General features: G+C 68.8%; 12 protein-coding genes. 6 read left to right on the forward strand and 6 right to left on the reverse strand.

The window, feature by feature from the left end; genetic code table 11:
- The first annotated feature begins 27 nt into the window (after window positions 1–27).
- Window positions 28–3,498: a bifunctional proline dehydrogenase/L-glutamate gamma-semialdehyde dehydrogenase gene (locus tag HDC31_RS01360; protein ID WP_179515744.1), complete on the forward strand. Its 3,471-nt coding sequence runs from the start codon at window positions 28–30 to the stop codon at window positions 3,496–3,498.
- Between the two features lie 107 nt (window positions 3,499–3,605).
- On the opposite strand, the gene HDC31_RS01365 is transcribed toward HDC31_RS01360, so the two are convergent.
- The 6 genes from HDC31_RS01365 to HDC31_RS01390 all read right to left on the reverse strand — a co-directional run bounded on the left by HDC31_RS01365 (window position 3,606) and on the right by HDC31_RS01390 (window position 9,937).
- Complete coding sequence (locus tag HDC31_RS01365) at window positions 3,606–4,694, reverse strand: ABC transporter permease (RefSeq protein ID WP_058631739.1); 1,089 nt, start codon at window positions 4,692–4,694, stop codon at window positions 3,606–3,608.
- Complete coding sequence (locus HDC31_RS01370) at window positions 4,691–5,575, reverse strand: ABC transporter ATP-binding protein (protein WP_058631738.1); 885 nt, start codon at window positions 5,573–5,575, stop codon at window positions 4,691–4,693. The genes HDC31_RS01365 and HDC31_RS01370 overlap by 4 nt, the downstream gene beginning before the upstream one ends.
- A 96-nt stretch (window positions 5,576–5,671) precedes the next feature.
- Window positions 5,672–6,844 (reverse strand): benzoate/H(+) symporter BenE family transporter, encoded by a 1,173-nt coding sequence (locus tag HDC31_RS01375; protein ID WP_179515745.1) that lies wholly within the window; start codon window positions 6,842–6,844, stop codon window positions 5,672–5,674.
- Between the two features lie 38 nt (window positions 6,845–6,882).
- Window positions 6,883–7,713 (reverse strand): SDR family oxidoreductase, encoded by an 831-nt coding sequence (locus tag HDC31_RS01380; protein WP_113680809.1) that lies wholly within the window; start codon window positions 7,711–7,713, stop codon window positions 6,883–6,885.
- 272 nt (window positions 7,714–7,985) lie between these two features.
- A complete protein-coding gene (locus tag HDC31_RS01385) occupies window positions 7,986–8,675 on the reverse strand; it encodes a response regulator transcription factor (RefSeq protein ID WP_179515746.1) in 690 nt (229 codons plus the stop codon).
- Window positions 8,672–9,937, reverse strand: a complete 1,266-nt coding sequence (locus tag HDC31_RS01390; RefSeq protein WP_179515747.1) for a sensor histidine kinase — start codon at window positions 9,935–9,937, stop codon at window positions 8,672–8,674. Before HDC31_RS01390 ends, HDC31_RS01385 begins: the two co-directional genes overlap by 4 nt.
- A 149-nt stretch (window positions 9,938–10,086) precedes the next feature.
- On the opposite strand from HDC31_RS01390, the gene HDC31_RS01395 reads away from it, so the two are divergent.
- The 5 genes from HDC31_RS01395 to HDC31_RS20455 are packed head-to-tail and all read left to right on the forward strand — an operon-like array spanning window position 10,087 to window position 15,389.
- Window positions 10,087–10,524, forward strand: a complete 438-nt coding sequence (locus tag HDC31_RS01395) for a VOC family protein (RefSeq protein WP_179515748.1) — start codon at window positions 10,087–10,089, stop codon at window positions 10,522–10,524.
- Between the two features lies 1 nt (window position 10,525).
- Window positions 10,526–11,218, forward strand: a complete 693-nt coding sequence (locus HDC31_RS01400) for a helix-turn-helix domain-containing protein (protein WP_113681424.1) — start codon at window positions 10,526–10,528, stop codon at window positions 11,216–11,218.
- The gene (locus HDC31_RS01405; protein WP_113681425.1) at window positions 11,215–11,886 is read left to right on the forward strand and encodes a dihydrofolate reductase family protein; all 672 of its coding nucleotides are present in this window, start codon (window positions 11,215–11,217) and stop codon (window positions 11,884–11,886) included. The genes HDC31_RS01400 and HDC31_RS01405 overlap by 4 nt, the downstream gene beginning before the upstream one ends.
- Window positions 11,887–11,921: 35 nt before the next feature.
- Window positions 11,922–12,479 (forward strand): RNA polymerase sigma factor, encoded by a 558-nt coding sequence (locus HDC31_RS01410; RefSeq protein WP_179515749.1) that lies wholly within the window; start codon window positions 11,922–11,924, stop codon window positions 12,477–12,479.
- A gap of 51 nt (window positions 12,480–12,530) precedes the next feature.
- Window positions 12,531–15,389: a LamG-like jellyroll fold domain-containing protein gene (locus HDC31_RS20455; RefSeq protein ID WP_218867280.1), complete on the forward strand. Its 2,859-nt coding sequence runs from the start codon at window positions 12,531–12,533 to the stop codon at window positions 15,387–15,389.
- Window positions 15,390–15,396: the final 7 nt, after the last annotated feature.

The raw sequence follows: 15,396 nt of genomic DNA on the forward strand, positions 1-15,396 counted from the left end.
TGTGCGCTCTCTTGGAAGGTCCCACCGATGCCTGTCGCCGCCGACACCACCACCCCCCGCACCGAAGACGTCGCCGCCCTGGTGCAGCGCTGGCTCGCCGAGAGCGAGACCCACCCCGTCGAGCCGGCCGCCCAGCGCCTCTCCGAGGTGCTCAAGGACCCGAACGGACTCGCGTTCACGGTCGGCTTCGTCGACGGCGTCATGCGCCCGGAAGACCTGCGCGTCGCCGGCCGCAAGCTCGCCGAGCTGAGCGACATCACCCCGTCGCTGCTGCCCGGATACCTGCGTGCCGCGATCAAGACCGGCGGCTTCTGGGCGCCGAAGCTCCCCGGCGTTGTCGTGCCGATCTCGCGCCGCGTGCTGCGCGCCATGGTCGGGCACCTCGTGCTCGACGCCACTCCGTCCAAGCTCGGCCCCGCCATCGCGAAGCTGCGCAAGAGCGGCAACCGCCTGAACCTCAACCTGCTCGGCGAGGCCGTGCTCGGAGAGCGGGAAGCCGGACACCGGCTGCAGGGCACCCGTGACTTCCTGGCCCGCGACGACGTCGACTACGTGTCGATCAAGGTCTCCAGCGTCGTGAGCCAGCTGTCGATGTGGTCGTTCGACGAGGCCGTGGCGGACGTCGTGGAGAAGCTCACCCCGCTCTACGAGCTCGCCGCGCGTGCCGAGGCCAAGGGCAAGGCCAAGTTCATCAACCTCGATATGGAGGAGTACCGCGACCTCGACCTGACGATCGCGGCCTTCACGAGCATCCTCGACCAGCCGGGCTTGGAGAACCTCGAAGCCGGCATCGTGCTGCAGGCGTACCTCCCCGACGCGCTCGGCGCGATGCAGCACCTGCAGGAGTGGGCAGCCGCCCGCCGCGCCAAGGGGGGAGCGCCGATCAAGGTGCGCGTCGTCAAGGGCGCGAACCTCGCGATGGAGGAGGTCGACGCCGCGATCCATGGCTGGCCGCTCGCCACCTACGGCACCAAGCAGGACTCGGACACCAACTACAAGCGGGTGCTCGACTGGGCCATGACGCCCGAGCGCCTGGACGCCGTGCGCATCGGGATCGCCGGTCACAACCTCTTCGACATCGCCTACACCTGGCTGCTCGCCCAGGCGCGCGGGGTGGCCGACCCGACCGGCGCCGATCCCCTCGTCGAGTACGAGATGCTGCTGGGCATGGCGACCGGTCAGGCCGAAGCCGTCCGCAAGGACGTCGGCCGTCTGCTGCTCTACACGCCGGTCGTGAACCCGGCGGAGTTCGACGTGGCGATCGCGTACCTGGTGCGCCGCCTCGAGGAGAACGCCAGCCCGGAGAACTTCATGTCGGCGGTGTTCGAACTGGCCTCCAACCCCACGCTCCTCACCCGGGAGCGGGAGCGCTTCGAGCGTTCGCTTGCCGCGCTCGCGAACGACGATCCGCAGTACGTCCCCGCCGCCCATCGGGTGCAGGATCGGACAGCTGAGGCTCCCGCGGGAACGACCACGGGCTTCGCGAACCAGGCCGACACTGACCCCGCCATCGCGGCGAACCGTGCCTGGGGTCGCGAGATCCTGAGCCGTTCGGTCGGCTCGACGCTGGGTCTGGACAGCATCGCGCTGGCCAAGGTCGAGACGGACGCCGAACTCGACGGCATCTTCACCGCAGCGACCGCCGCCGCCGAGAAGTGGGCAGCGCTGCCGGCCGCCGACCGTGCCGCCGTGCTGCACCGCGCCGGCGACGAGCTCGCCGCGCGCCGTGGTCAGCTCATCGAGATCATGGCCCACGAGGCGGGCAAGACCATTGCCGAAGCCGACCCCGAGATCAGCGAGGCCATCGACTTCGCGCACTACTACGCCGAGCGCGCGAAGGACCTGGAGACCGTCTCCGGTGCCGAGTTCGTGCCGTCGAAGGTCACCGTGGTCACTCCTCCCTGGAACTTCCCGGTGGCGATCCCCGCCGGCGGTGTGCTCGCGGGCCTGGCCTCGGGTTCGGCCGTGATCATCAAGCCGGCCAAGCTCACCCAGCGCTGCGGTGCGGTGATGGTGGAGGCGCTGTGGGCCGCCGGTGTGCCGCGCGACCTGCTCGCGCTCGTCGATCTGGCTTCCCGCGACCTGGGCACGCGCCTCGTCGCCGGCCCCGCGGTGGACCGTGTGATCCTCACCGGGGCGTACGAGACGGCGCAGCTGTTCCGCTCGTTCCGCTCCGACCTGCCGCTGCTCGCCGAGACCAGCGGGAAGAACGCGATCATCGTCACCCCCTCAGCCGACCTCGATCTCGCGGCCGCCGACGTGGCCCGCAGCGCGTTCGGCCACGCAGGGCAGAAGTGCTCCGCCGCGTCGCTCGCGATCCTCGTCGGATCCGTCGCCGACTCGAAGCGGTTCGAGCGTCAGCTGGTGGATGCGGTGACCTCGATGCGCGTCGGCCTGCCCGACGACCCGGCCACGCAGATGGGTCCGATCATCGAGCCCGCGAACGGCAAGCTGCTCACCGCGCTCACGAAGCTCGAGAAGGGCGAGCGCTGGCTGGTCGAGCCGCGCAAGCTCGACGACGAGGGCAAGCAGTGGACGCCCGGGGTGAAGACCGGTGTGCGCGAGGGATCGTACTTCCACCTGACCGAGTTCTTCGGGCCGGTGCTCGGCATCATGCACGCCAAGGATCTGGACGAGGCGCTGCGCCTGCAGAACGCGGTCGACTACGGTCTCACGGCCGGCATCCACTCGCTCGACTCCGACGAGGTCGCCACCTGGCTCGACCGTGTCGAGGCCGGCAACCTCTACGTGAACCGCGGCATCACCGGGGCGATCGTGCAGCGTCAGCCGTTCGGCGGCTGGAAGCGCTCGGCGGTCGGCGCCGGAGCCAAGGCCGGTGGCCCGAACTACCTCTTCGGTCTCGGCGAGTGGGCTCCTGCGGAGCTTCCGGCCGCGGCGCCGGGTGCGGCCGTCGTCCCCGTCGTGCGGGCACTGCTGGAGGCGGCGTCCTCCGAGGTGGACGCGACCGAGGCCGAGTGGCTGCAGCGTGCTGCCGCATCCGACGAGCATGCCTGGATCGACGAGTTCGGCGCCGTGAGCGACAAGTCCGGCCTCGGGGTCGAGCGCAACCTGTTCCGCTACCGTCCCGTCGCCGTCGACGTGCGCATCGCCGACGACGCTCCTCTGGTGGATGGCCTCCGTGTGCTCGCGGCCGCCCTGCGCAGCGGCAGCCCGTTCACGGTGTCGGCTCCCGCTCTGCCCTCTCGCGTCGAGAAGGCCCTGCGCGCGCACGGCGTGACCGTCAAGCACGAATCGGACGCGGCGTGGACCAAGCGCTACGCCAAGGCCGCGAACTCGTGGCACCGCGTGCGTCTGGTCGGCGGCGACGCCGCGGCGTTGCACGAGGCGCTCGACGGAAGCCCGGATGTGGCGGTCTGGTCGCACGCCGTGACCGGGGCGGGACGGGTCGAGATGCTTCCGTTCCTGCACGAGCAGGCCGTATCGATCACGAACCACCGCTTCGGCAACCCCACCACCCTGGCCGACGGCGTGATCTGACCTGACCCTTCGCCGAGACCCATCGGCCACAACGAAACCCACCGTCGCTGACGTCTGCGACGGTGGGTTTCGGCGTGCGGGATGGGTCTCGGCGTCAGGGGAGGAGGCTAACCCCGCAGCGCCTCGCGGAGCTTGACGCGGGAGCCCATGCGCAGGAGCGAGTTCTCGTAGATCTTCGCGCCGATGACGATCGCGGCCACGCAGCTGGCGAGCAGGATCACGAGGCTCAGCAGCGGCTCCCACCACTGCGCCTCTCCCACGAACAGGCGCATCGGCATTCCGACCGGGGCGGAGAACGGCACGTACGACATGATCGTCAGCACCAGCGGGTTGTCGTTGAAGACGATGACCAGGATGTACGGCGCCATGATGAGCATCGTGATCGGTGTCGTGGTGGACCCGATGTCCTCCTGGCGAGAAACCATCGACGCCGCGGCCGCGAACATCGCCGCCAGCAGGATGAAGCCGAACAGGAAGAAGATCGCGAACCAGATGATGGGCGCCCCCAGCGTCGTGAGCACCTCCCGTTGACCGGTGACGATCAGACCGATGGTGGCGACCGCCGCCAGGGCGAGGATCTGCCCCATCGCGAGCACGGTGTTGCCGATCACCTTGCCGGCGAGGAGCGTGCGGGCCGGGATCGCCGAGAGCAGCACCTCGACCACGCGGGTCTGCTTCTCCTCCACGACGCTCTGTGCGATCGTGCCGCCGAACGTCGCCGCAGCCATCATGAAGACGAGCCCGAACGCGATCGCGATGAAGTAGCGCAGCAGCGGGTTGGTGGTCGCCGGCTCGAGGCTGACGATTTCGGGAGCGATCGACAGGGCCGAGACGATCTCGCCCGGGGGATCCTGCATCGCGATGATCGTGTATCCCGACGGTCCGTCGCCTTCGATCACCGCGGCATCGACCTTGTCATCGCGCACGAGCTGTTCGGCTGCGGCCCGGTCGGCGACCGTGGTGACCTCGACGTTCGGGATGGCCGAGACGGCGGAGGCGGTCTCCGCGGTCACGGCGATCGGCGTGGTCTCGGTGTTCTTGCTCGCGAACCCGCCGAACAGGATGCCGGCGAGGGCGAGGACCAGCAGGATGCCGGTGGAGATCAGGAAGGCCTTGCTGCGCAGCTTCGATCCGATCTCGCGCTCGGCGACGAGCCAGATGCCGTTCGAGCTGCGAACGGGGGAGGGGGTGCTCACTGGATGACCTCCTTGAAGATCTGGGCGAGGGACGGATGCTTGGGGGCGAAGCTGGCGACATCGCCACGCTGTACGGCGGACTGCAGCACGCGCTGGGCCGTCTCCGGGCCGTCCGCGTCGAACAGGGCGTAGCCGCCCTCGAAGTCGACCACCGTGACACCGGGCTCGGTGCGCAGCCACCCGGCGTCTCCGGCCGAGACCAGCTCGTACCGGTCGCGCGCGTGCTCGGCGCGGAGTGCGTCGCGTGAGCCCGCCGCGCGGATCGTGCCACCGGCGAGGATGACCAGGTCGTCGCACAGCCGTTCCACCACGTCGAGCTGGTGGGAGGAGAACAGGATCGACGCCCCCTTGGCCGCGCTGGACTGCAGGACACCCGCGACCACGTCGACGGCGAGGGGATCCAGGCCGGAGAACGGCTCGTCGAGGATGAGCACCTCGGGGTCGTGCACGAGCGAGGCGGCGATCTGCGCGCGCTGCTGGTTGCCGAGCGACAGAGATTCGATGGTGTCGTTCAGCCGCTCACCGAGCCCGAGTTCCGTGAGCAGCGAGGTCGCCCGCTCCATCGCCTCCTGCTTGCCGAAGCCGTGCAGGCGTGCGAGGTAGACGATCTGCTCGAGCACCTTCATCTTCGGGTAGAGGCCGCGCTCCTCGGGCATGTAGCCGAAGCGGCGCCGGTCGGCGGTCGTCAACGGAGCACCGTCCAGATCGACGCGTCCGCCGTCCGACGACAGCAGCCCCAGCACGATCCGCATGGTGGTGGTCTTGCCGGCGCCGTTGCCGCCGACGAAGCCCGTGAGCCGCCCGGGGGCGACCGTGAAGGACACGTCATCGAGCACGCGCCGAGAGCCGTAGCTCTTGGTGATGCCGGAGAGTTCGAGCATTCCTGTGGTCATACCCTCACGCTACGGAGCACACGTGTCTCGGACATCCCCCGCATGGCGGACTCCGCAGGATCACCCGAGCGGGGGAGGAGGAGGTCAGTTGCGCGCGGTGTGCAGCACCGTGCGCACGAGGAGGCCGGCGACGAGGGCCCAGAACGCGGCGCTGACCCCGAGCACGGCGATCCCTGACGCGGCCACGAGGAACGTCACCACGGCGGGGATGCGCTCACCCGGGTCGTCGATGGCCTGCTGCACGGACGATCCGAACGCGGCGAACAGCGCGAGGCCCGCGACCGCCGGGATGACGGCGGCAGGTGCCAGCACCACGAGCGCGGCGAAGGCCGCCGAGAACACGGCGAGCACGAGGTAGGACACTCCGGTCGAGACCCCGGCGACCCACCGCCGTTTCGGGTCGGGGTCGGCGTCCGGCGAGGCGGCGAGCGCGGCGCTGATCGCGGCGAGGTTGATGGCGTGCCCGCCCGCCGTCGCACCGAGCGCCGTGCCGACCCCGGTGACGAGCATGGCCGGGCGCCACGGCACCTCGTATCCGAAGCTGCGCATGATCGCGACGCCAGGGACGTTCTGAGACGCCATCGTCACGATGAACAACGGCAGCGCGAGGCCCACGAGGGCGCCCACCGTGAACGTGGGAGCGGTGAATTCGAGGCGCGGCAGCAGCAGACGCGGATCGAACGAAGCGCCATCGCCGATCAGGGACACCGCGACCACCACGGCCGCAGCGGCGAACGCGAGCGGCACGGCCCAGCGCGGGGCGAGCCGCGCGAACACCAGCCAGGTGAGGACGACGGGCACCACACCCCAGGGATTCGCCACCAGACCGGTGATCGGGGCGAGGCACAGGGGCAGCAGCACTCCGGCCAGCATCGCCTGCGCGATGGACGGAGGGATGCGGGCGATCAGGGCGCCGAGTGCGGGCCACAGCGCCGTGAGCAGGATGAGCGCGGCGGTGACCAGGAACGCACCGACCGCGGCAGGCCAGCCGCCTTCGACCGTGCCCGTGGCCACGAGGAGGGCGGCCCCCGGCGTGGACCAGGCGACGGTGATCGGCATCCGATACCGCCATGCGAGCACGACGCATGCGAGACCCATCATGAGGCTGACCGCGAGCAGCCCGCTGGCCGCCTGCGCCGCGTCCGCCCCGACGGCGTCGAGTCCGGTCAGCACCACCGCGAACGAACTCGTGAACCCGACGAGTGCCGTCACCACTCCCGCCAGGATCGGGCGGGACAGGGGTGCGGCGTCGGGCATGGCTTCGAGGCTACCGCGGGTGGTGCACCGTCGCCCGGTCAGTCGCCGAAGAACAGCCGCGTCGACTCCGCGACGAAACCCGTCTGTCCCAGGTGTTCTCGCAGTCGGTGGTACTCGTGGGCGTCGACCCCGGCGACGTACGTGATCTGATCGGTGCCATCCGTGACCGCGCCGTAGGCGATCTCGGCGATCTCTTCGGCAGAGGAGCGCGTGGTGTCGCGAGCCGGGTCGCGGAATCGCCGAGTCGCGGCGACGAGCGCATCAGCGTACACGGCGTGGCTCGACTGATCGAGGCTCCGACCACCGAAGTCGGTGCGGATCCCTCCGGGGGCGAGTGTCTTGACGCGGATGCCGAACGGCTTGAGCTCGTAGGACAGGCTCTCGCTCCAGCCCTCCACGCCGAACTTCGCCGCGTGATAGACCGAGTTGAACGGCATCGTGACGAGACCGCCGATCGAGGTCGTGGTGAGGATCACTCCCGAGCCCTGCTCTCGGAATGCCGGAATGAACTCCTTGGTGACGCGCATCGGGCCGAGCAGGTTCGTCGTGAGGTTCTTCACGATCTGCTCGTCGCTGCTCGCCTCGAACGGTCCGGCGAGGCCGTATCCCGCGTTGTTGAAGAGCACATCGACCGGATGTTCGGCGAGGGTCTCCGCGACTACGCGCACGATAGCTTCGGCATCGTCGACGTCGAGCCGTTTGAGGATCACCCCGGGCAGGGCGCCGAGTTCCTGCTCCTTCTCGGGGTCTCTCATCGTCGCGATCACCCGCCAACCCCGTCCTGAGAACAGCGTGACGGCCGCGCGGCCGAGTCCGGTCGACGTGCCGGTGATGAAGATGGTGCCGGGTCTCGGCTCCGAAGCGCTCATGCGAGTCGCCGCACGCGGGGCGTCAGCACCCGGGAACAGTCCTGACCGCCGACGCGGAAGAGGGCCTGGTGTGACGACGCCGGGGCCTGCCCGTGCGGATGCTCGACAGTGGATCTCATCTCCGGCAGTGCTGGCGCGTTCATTCTCATCCCTCGGGCGTCGGTGGTCTCCTACGTCGGAAGAGATGGGGAATCCGCGCGTTCATTACGGAGAACGGGCGGATTGCTTCGACGGCGGTGTCGTGGGGGACCGAGACGGTGCGACGGCCGTGGCTAGGCGAGCCCCATGCGATGGGCGAGCACGACCGCCTGCACGCGATCGCGGGCGCCCAGCTTCTGCAGGATGCGTGAGACGTGCGTCTTGACGGTGGCTTCTCCGATGAAGAGCGCCCGCGCGATCTCGGCGTTGCTCCGAGCGTCGGCGAGCAGCGTCAGCACCTCGGCCTCGCGCTCGGTGAGAGGCTCGGCGAGCACGACCGGGATGGCGCCGCCCGAGGGAGGAACGGAGCTGGGGGCGGACACCGGCGGGGGCGTCGCGGCGAAGCGTGCCAGCACACGGCGCGTCACCTCGGGGGCGAGCATCCCGTCGCCGGCGGCGAGCGCCCGGACGGCCGCGATCAGATCTTCGGGACCGGCGTTCTTGAGCAGGAAGCCGCCGGCTCCGGCCTCCAGTGCCCGGTACAGGTAGTCGTCGCGGTCGAAGGTCGTGACGATTGCGATGGCCGCGTGGACCGCGGGGTCGGCGACGATGCGTCCGGTCGCTTCGATCCCGTCCATGTCGGGCATCTGCACGTCCATCATGATGACGTCGGGGCGGAGGGCGGATGCCTGCGCCACCGCCTCCGCGCCGGTCGACGCCTCGCCGACCACCGCGATGTCGGGCTGCGTGTCGAGAATCGTGCGGAAGCCGGCGCGCAGCAGGGCGTGGTCGTCGACGAGCAGCACGCGGATCGGATCGTTCATCGGCTCGCACCCGTCCCGGTCGCCGCGGCGAAGGGTACGCGGGCGCGCACGCGCAGGCCCCCGAACGGCCGGGGGGTCACCTCGAGCGTGCCACCAGAGGCCGTGGCGCGCTCGCGCATGCCCAGTTGGCCGAGTCCTGGCCGCAACTGCGCCACCGGTCGTCCCGTGTTCACGATCTCGACCTCGACGCCGTCGTCGTCGTAGCGCACGCGGACGTCGGCGGTCGCGTCGGGTCCGGCGTGACGGCGGGCGTTCGTCAGCGATTCCTGCGCGATGCGGTACAGATTCACGGCGACGACCGAGGGAACGGGCGCGGGCTCGCCGATCACCGTGTACGCGGTAGGCAGTCCCGCCTCGGTCGAGGCCTCGGTGAGTTCTGCGATGTCGTCGAGAGCCAGGGTCGAGGCGCCGTCGGTCGGCTCTCCTCCCGGGGTCCGCAGAGTCTCCAGCAGTTGGCGCAGCTCGTGGATGGCGTCGCGCGCCGACCCCTCGATGCCCGTGAGGATGCGAGAGGCCTCCTCCGGATCCCGCTCCAGCACCAGGCGCGCGGCCCCGGCCTGCACGCCCATGACGGACACGTGATGGGCGACGACATCGTGCAGCTCTCTGGCGATGCGCACCCGGTCGAGCGCGACGGCCTGGGCCGCGGTGACCTCGCGTTCGCGCTCGAGCTCGGCCGTCCGCTGCTCGAGCACGGCCAGCTGTGCCGCCGCTGCCCACGAGCGCTCGCCGAAGTAGTAGGCGCCGCCGAAGTAGAGCACGTTCAGCAGCAGTTGGATGAGCATGAAGGCCACGTAGGGCGACATGGCTCCGGCGATCACATCCGCCTTGTCCGCCTCGCGGATCGCGTCGCGGTACATGGTGATCAGCAGCCACACGAACATGCTGACGATGATCCCGACGCGCACGATGAGCGCACGCCGGCGGTTGTTCATCCAGGCGCCGACCGTGTAGATCGCGATGAACATGGCGATGTTGCCGACGTAGATCTCGGGGATGCGGATCGTCACCGCGGTGAAGTAGGCGGCCACCACGATGACGGCGACGGTGCCTGGCCAGCGCCGGCGCACGGCCAGGGGAGCGGTGACGACCACCGCGTACACGAGGGCGGTCCACAGCGGCGCCTGTTCGTCGCCGTACATCTCCGCGATCGAGGAGAGCGCTGCGCTCAGCACGGCACCGACGAACAGCACGGTGGCGAGCACGAGATCGCTGCGCCGTTCGCGCTCGGTCGGCGTGCGGACGAACGGGGCGGCGGACATCCCTCCACCGTAGGGCGGGCCGTGGCGGAGCCGCATCCCCCGTGTGGGGGATCGTTCCGAACTTGCTATTGACAAGCATGATTGCTTTTAACAAGCTTGTCCTCAACGAGCTCACCGACCGATGAGCTCACACCTCCGGAGGAGCCATCATGACCAAGGTGTTCGTCAGCCTGCCCACCACCGACCTCGAGCGCGCGAAGGCCTTCTACACCGCGCTCGGCTGCGAGATCAGCCCCCAGTTCACCGACGAGAATGCGGCGTGCGTCGTGTGGAGCGAGGACATCTACTTCATGATCCTCAAGCGCGAGTTCTTCTCGACCTTCACCGACAAGCCCATCGCCGACCCGAACGAGGTCGTCCAGGTCTCGGTGGCGTTCAGCCAGGACTCCCGCGAGGAGGTCGATGCGATCCTCGCGAAGGGTCTGGCGGCCGGAGGCGCCGAGCCGAAGCCCGTACAGGACTACGGCTTCATGTACTCGCGTGACCTCGACGACCCCGACGGCAACTCGCTCGGCTTCCTCTACATGACGCCCGAAGCCATCGAGAACGGCCCGGATCACGTGGCCGACACCGCCACGTCGGCCTGACATGGCGGCGCGCAGCTACGGCCAGTACTGCGGTGTGACGACGGCCGTCGAGCTGATCGGGGAGCGGTGGGCGCTGCTCATCGTCCGCGATCTGCTCGTCGGACCGCGTCGGTATACCGACCTCAAGCAGGGCCTGCCGCGCATCCCCACCAACATCCTGTCCACGCGACTGAAAGAGCTGCAGGAGGGTGGGGTCGTGCGACGTGTGCCGCTGTTGAACTGCGGACTCGTGTACGAGCTCACCTCCTACGGGCGCTCCTTCGAGCCGATCATGCTCGCCCTCGGACGCTGGGGCTTCCAGGCGATGGGAGACCCGGACGAGGGCGACGTCGTCACGGCCGATTCCCTCACGATGGCGCTGCGCACGGCGTTCGTCACCGAGAGCGCGCTGGACGCGGAGTACGAACTGCACGTCGGCGATGTCGCCCTCCGTGCATCGGTGCGCGACGGCGAGCTCCGCGTCGCGCAGCTCGCTCCTCCGGCGCCTCCCGTCGGCGGGCGCATCCCCGAAGGAGAACCGGATGCGGTGATCGTCGCCGGCCCCGGTATCCGTCGGTTGATCGGCGGCGACATCACCCCGGCCGAGGCGTTGGCGCAGGACGTCGTCGCGGTCGTCCGTGGCGATGCATCGCTGTTGGACTCGTTCGCCGACACCTTCCACATCGCACGACTGACAGTGGGGAGCACGACATGAACAACCAATATGCCGATGAACAACAGGCGCCCGATGAACAACAGGCGCCCGGTCGCATCCTGATCGACCTCTTCACCTCTCTCGACGGAGTCGCCCAGGGTCCCGGCGGCACCGATGAGGACACGTCGGGCGGATTCCGGTTCAGCGGGTGGCAGGCCGGATACCCCTCCTCCGGCGTCGGACCCGAGATCGAGAAGGGCATGCGCGGTCTCGATGCGCTGCTGCTCGGGCGGCACACGTACGACATCTTCGCCTCGTACTGGCCGCATCACACCGAGGGCGAATCCGGCGACATCGGCACGCTCTTCAACCGCGTGCCGAAGTACGTCGCGACCCGGGATGCGGATCTCGCGCTCGACTGGGAGGGCAGCACGCGCGTCGGTGTCGACCTCGCCGCGGAGATCGCGGCGATACGGGCGGCCCATCGCGAGGTGCATGTGATCGGCAGCATCGATCTCGTGCACACGCTGCTCACTGAGGGTCTCTTCGACGAGCTGAACCTCTGGGTCTACCCACTGCTGCTCGGAGCGGGCAAGAAGGTGTTCGACGACGGCGCGTCGCCGAGGGTGCTGCGTCTACTCGAGCCGCCGATCACCGACGAGGCCGGGGTGACACTGCTGCGCTACGCACGGACCGATCGGGTGCCGGAGGTCGGCACGTTCGATTGACATGAAGCGCGCCCCTGGTGCAATACGATCCGAACGTGGGGGTTGGAAAGCAGTCGCGGCAGGCGGAGCGCGTCGCAGCCTTCCAACGGGTCTTCGAACAGAATTGGGCTCGTGTTCGACACCACATCGAGTGCGTGGTCGACGACCCGGATGAGGTATCGGATCTCGTCTCCGACGTGTTCACGCTCGCGTGGTCGAAGCTGGATGAGCGCAAGCCACTCGGCTTGATCTGGCTGCTGCGCGCCGCGGACAACAAGCTCAAAGATCGTGAGCGCAGGAGACGATCCGAGGTCAGGGCGATGGATGCCCTGCGTCACGGCGTCGGGGGCCGACGCCAGTCCGACGTCCTCGATGCCATCGCGGTGCGTCATGCGATCGAGACCGCCTTGACCCCACGGGAGAAGAGGATGGTCGTCCTCTTCTACTGGGACCGATTGGCCGCGGGGGAGATCGCCGAGCTGCTGCGTTGCTCGCAGTCGGTGGTCTTCACGACATTGAGCAGGGCGCGGGTGAAGCTGGAACGGGAGCTCGGACTCGACCGCCTCCCCGAAGCCTCCATTGCCCGAGCGGCGAATACCTTACAAAGGGATTGATCGAGGAGATGGATATTGCGCACGCTCCCAGCTGAACCATAGCTTTCGTCTGTGAATCTCCTTCCTTCGGGTTCGCGCAGGCTCGCGCGTTCCGGCCTCGGGTCTGTCTGCGTCCTCGCCATCGTCCTGAGCGGGGGAGCGTTGTCGGCATCGGCCGCGCCGACGGCAGGTGCAGCAAGAGAGCTGTCGGTGCAGTCGTTCCGCGATATCCGGGAGCGTGCGGTCTCGTCTGCGGCATCTGCGGCTCGCGCTACCGGGGAACCGGTACCGGTCGTGGGGATGATCACCCCCACAGAGCAGACGCTGGCGATGCCGGATGGGACGATGCGGTACGAGGCATCGAGCGTGCCGGTGCGGGTCGAGCGGGGCGGTGACTGGGTACCCGTCGACACGACACTCGCATCGACCGGCGAGTGGTTCGAGCCGATCGCCTCCGCGGCTCCCGTGCGCTTCTCGTCAGGCGGCACCGACCGGCTCGCTCAGGTGCAGGCTGAATCGGGCGAGTGGATCACCGAGATCTGGCCCTACGGGATCCTGCCGACCCCGGCGGTCGAAGGGGACACCGCGACCTATTCTGAGGTGCTGCCCGGTGTCGACCTGAAGATGGTCGCGACGAAGACCGGGCAGGCGTCGATCTACGTCGTCAAGACCGAGGAGGCAGCGCAGTCCGCGAAGCTCGACGGTCTTCACGTCGTCGTCGAGAACGCAGAGCTGAGCGCGGACTCGACGGGCACCGTCACCGCGGAGACAGGGGATGAGTCGAGCATCGTCGCCGGTCAGCCGCTGTGGTGGGACTCCTCCGAGGGGGGCACCTATCGCGAGCCGGGCGGCGAAGCACCGCCGTTGCCCGTGACGCACGACGTGGGGGCGGACCGAGTGCTGCTCGACGTGGGCGATTCGGTGACGAAGCACGAGAAGCGCGACGGGGATGTCGTGTATCCGATCTTCGTCGACCCTGACTGGTCGTCGGGGATCACAGCCTCCTGGTACACGGACGCGGCCTATCCGAACCAGTCGTACCTGTCGGCGGGGGCTTCCGATGTGCTGCGCGTCGGCATCTACCAGCAGTATCGCTCGGACATGTTCTTCCAGTTCCCCATCGGCGCTCTGGCGGGCAAGGTCGTGACGAGCGCCCGACTGAACACCACTCAGCTCGCGGTCGCGTCCAGCGGGGCGGGTGCGATCCAGGTCCACACCTATGGGATCAAGCCGACCGGGTTCACCTGGGCGCAGGAACAGGCGTGGAACGCGGCAGGAACGGGTGGGTGGAGTGCCCCGCTGCAGGCTCCGTGGTACGGCCCCGGCCTGGGCTCGGCGCCGATGGCGGTGGGCTGGAACGTGACATCGGGCGTGCAGGCCAAAGTGGGGGCGTCTGCCATTCAGTTCGCCTTCACTTACACGAATGCGAACCTGCCGTCGCGTCGTCACTACAGCCGCGCGGCAACGCTCATCGTCTCTTACAACACCCTGCCGAACACGCCCACCGCCCCGTCGTTCACCTCCCCTTCGCGTGCGTGTGGCACCGCTGCGGCTCCGGCCGCGATCGGTCAGACGGACGTCGCGGTCGCGGTGAATCAGACGGATCCCGACGGAGGAAGCGTCGGTACCAACTTCTACCTGGCCAAGGCCGGCAATCTCGGTGTCCTCGTGCAGACACTGGGGTCCGGCCTCGCCGCCGGAGGGACGAAGACAGTGACGTTCACCGGCCTGGTCGATGGCGAGACGTACGCGTGGCGCGGGAGAGGTCAGGACACGACGCATCATGGCACCGGCTACAGCGAGTGGTGCTACTTCACGGTGGATACGACGAAGCCGGCTGTGCCGGTGGTGGAGGCCCCGACGGGTGCTTCCTATGCCGTCGGGACTGGAGTCCCGTTGTCGGTGACCGGGGCAGCGGATGTCGCGGGATACGTCTACTGGGTGACCCCCACGCAGCTGGTCGCCCCTGCGCCTCCGGTGCCGGCTGACGGCACGGTCTCCGTGGCTGCGGCCCTTCCGAACTGCGCGACCACAGTGACCAACAGCGTCCGGTGGGCCTGCAAGACCGGCAGCGGTGCGACGACCGTCACCGTCGCGCCTGTCGACTCGCTGTCGACGGTGTGGGTCTCCGCCTACGACAAGGCGGGCAATCAGTCTGCTCCCACAGGGCATCCGCTCTATCCCGGCGGGAACACCGGGACCCCGGCCACCGCCGCGAACCTCGACGCGGGACACGCCTGGCAGCTCACGACGATGTCATCGCCGCTTCCGGAGGCGATTCCGGACTCCAACCCATGGATCGGTGCGAACGCCATCGACCTCATGATCCCCGCGACTGCGTCGACGACCACGACGGACCTCCCCGACTTCCCGGTCGCCTCGCCCGTGCTCTCCACGAACGTGGCGACCGCAGGATACGAGATCACCGCCCTGGCGGCTCCCGTCGACGCGTCCAAGAGCTTCTCCTTCAGCCTCTGGGTCAAGCCGGCACACGTGGCGCCGACGTCCCAGATCATCGCCATCCAGCGGGGCCAGGGCATCGGGACGATGCAGTTGCAGATCACCAGCACCGGCAAGTACGCCTTCTGCCTCGGCGAGCAGTACGTGAACATGAGCAACACCGCCCGCGACAACAACTGCGTCACCGGGGGAACGGTCCTGCCCAGCACTTGGCAGATGGTCACCGGGATCTGGGATGCCGCGAACCAGCAGCTCCGCCTCCACATCGGCAACTCCATCACGCCGGTCGCCGTCAACGGCCACGTCAACGGCAGCGGTGATCGCTCGGCGAACGGAAGCTTGATGTTCGCCCCGGGCCCCGACAGCCTCCGGTTCATCGGGCTCATCACGAACCCCGTCATGGTCCCCGGTGTCATCGACCATGCGCAGCTGGCCCGAATGGCCGCCTTCGAACTCCCCTTCACCGACTGAGTACCGG

The sequence above is a fragment of the Microbacterium sp. JAI119 genome (genome assembly GCF_013410135.1).
Classification (GTDB): domain Bacteria; phylum Actinomycetota; class Actinomycetes; order Actinomycetales; family Microbacteriaceae; genus Microbacterium; species Microbacterium oxydans.

Coding starts and splice junctions, on each gene's coding strand:
- HDC31_RS01380 (WP_113680809.1), bottom strand. CDS start 7,713: ATGAGCGCTTCGGAGCCGAGACCCGGCACCATCTTCATCACCGGCACG.
- HDC31_RS01370 (WP_058631738.1), bottom strand. CDS start 5,575: ATGCTCGAACTCTCCGGCATCACCAAGAGCTACGGCTCTCGGCGCGTG.
- HDC31_RS01405 (WP_113681425.1), top strand. CDS start 11,215: ATGAACAACCAATATGCCGATGAACAACAGGCGCCCGATGAACAACAG.
- HDC31_RS01375 (WP_179515745.1), bottom strand. CDS start 6,844: ATGCCCGACGCCGCACCCCTGTCCCGCCCGATCCTGGCGGGAGTGGTG.
- HDC31_RS01385 (WP_179515746.1), bottom strand. CDS start 8,675: ATGAACGATCCGATCCGCGTGCTGCTCGTCGACGACCACGCCCTGCTG.
- HDC31_RS01390 (WP_179515747.1), bottom strand. CDS start 9,937: ATGTCCGCCGCCCCGTTCGTCCGCACGCCGACCGAGCGCGAACGGCGC.
- HDC31_RS01400 (WP_113681424.1), top strand. CDS start 10,526: ATGGCGGCGCGCAGCTACGGCCAGTACTGCGGTGTGACGACGGCCGTC.
- HDC31_RS01360 (WP_179515744.1), top strand. CDS start 28: ATGCCTGTCGCCGCCGACACCACCACCCCCCGCACCGAAGACGTCGCC.
- HDC31_RS01395 (WP_179515748.1), top strand. CDS start 10,087: ATGACCAAGGTGTTCGTCAGCCTGCCCACCACCGACCTCGAGCGCGCG.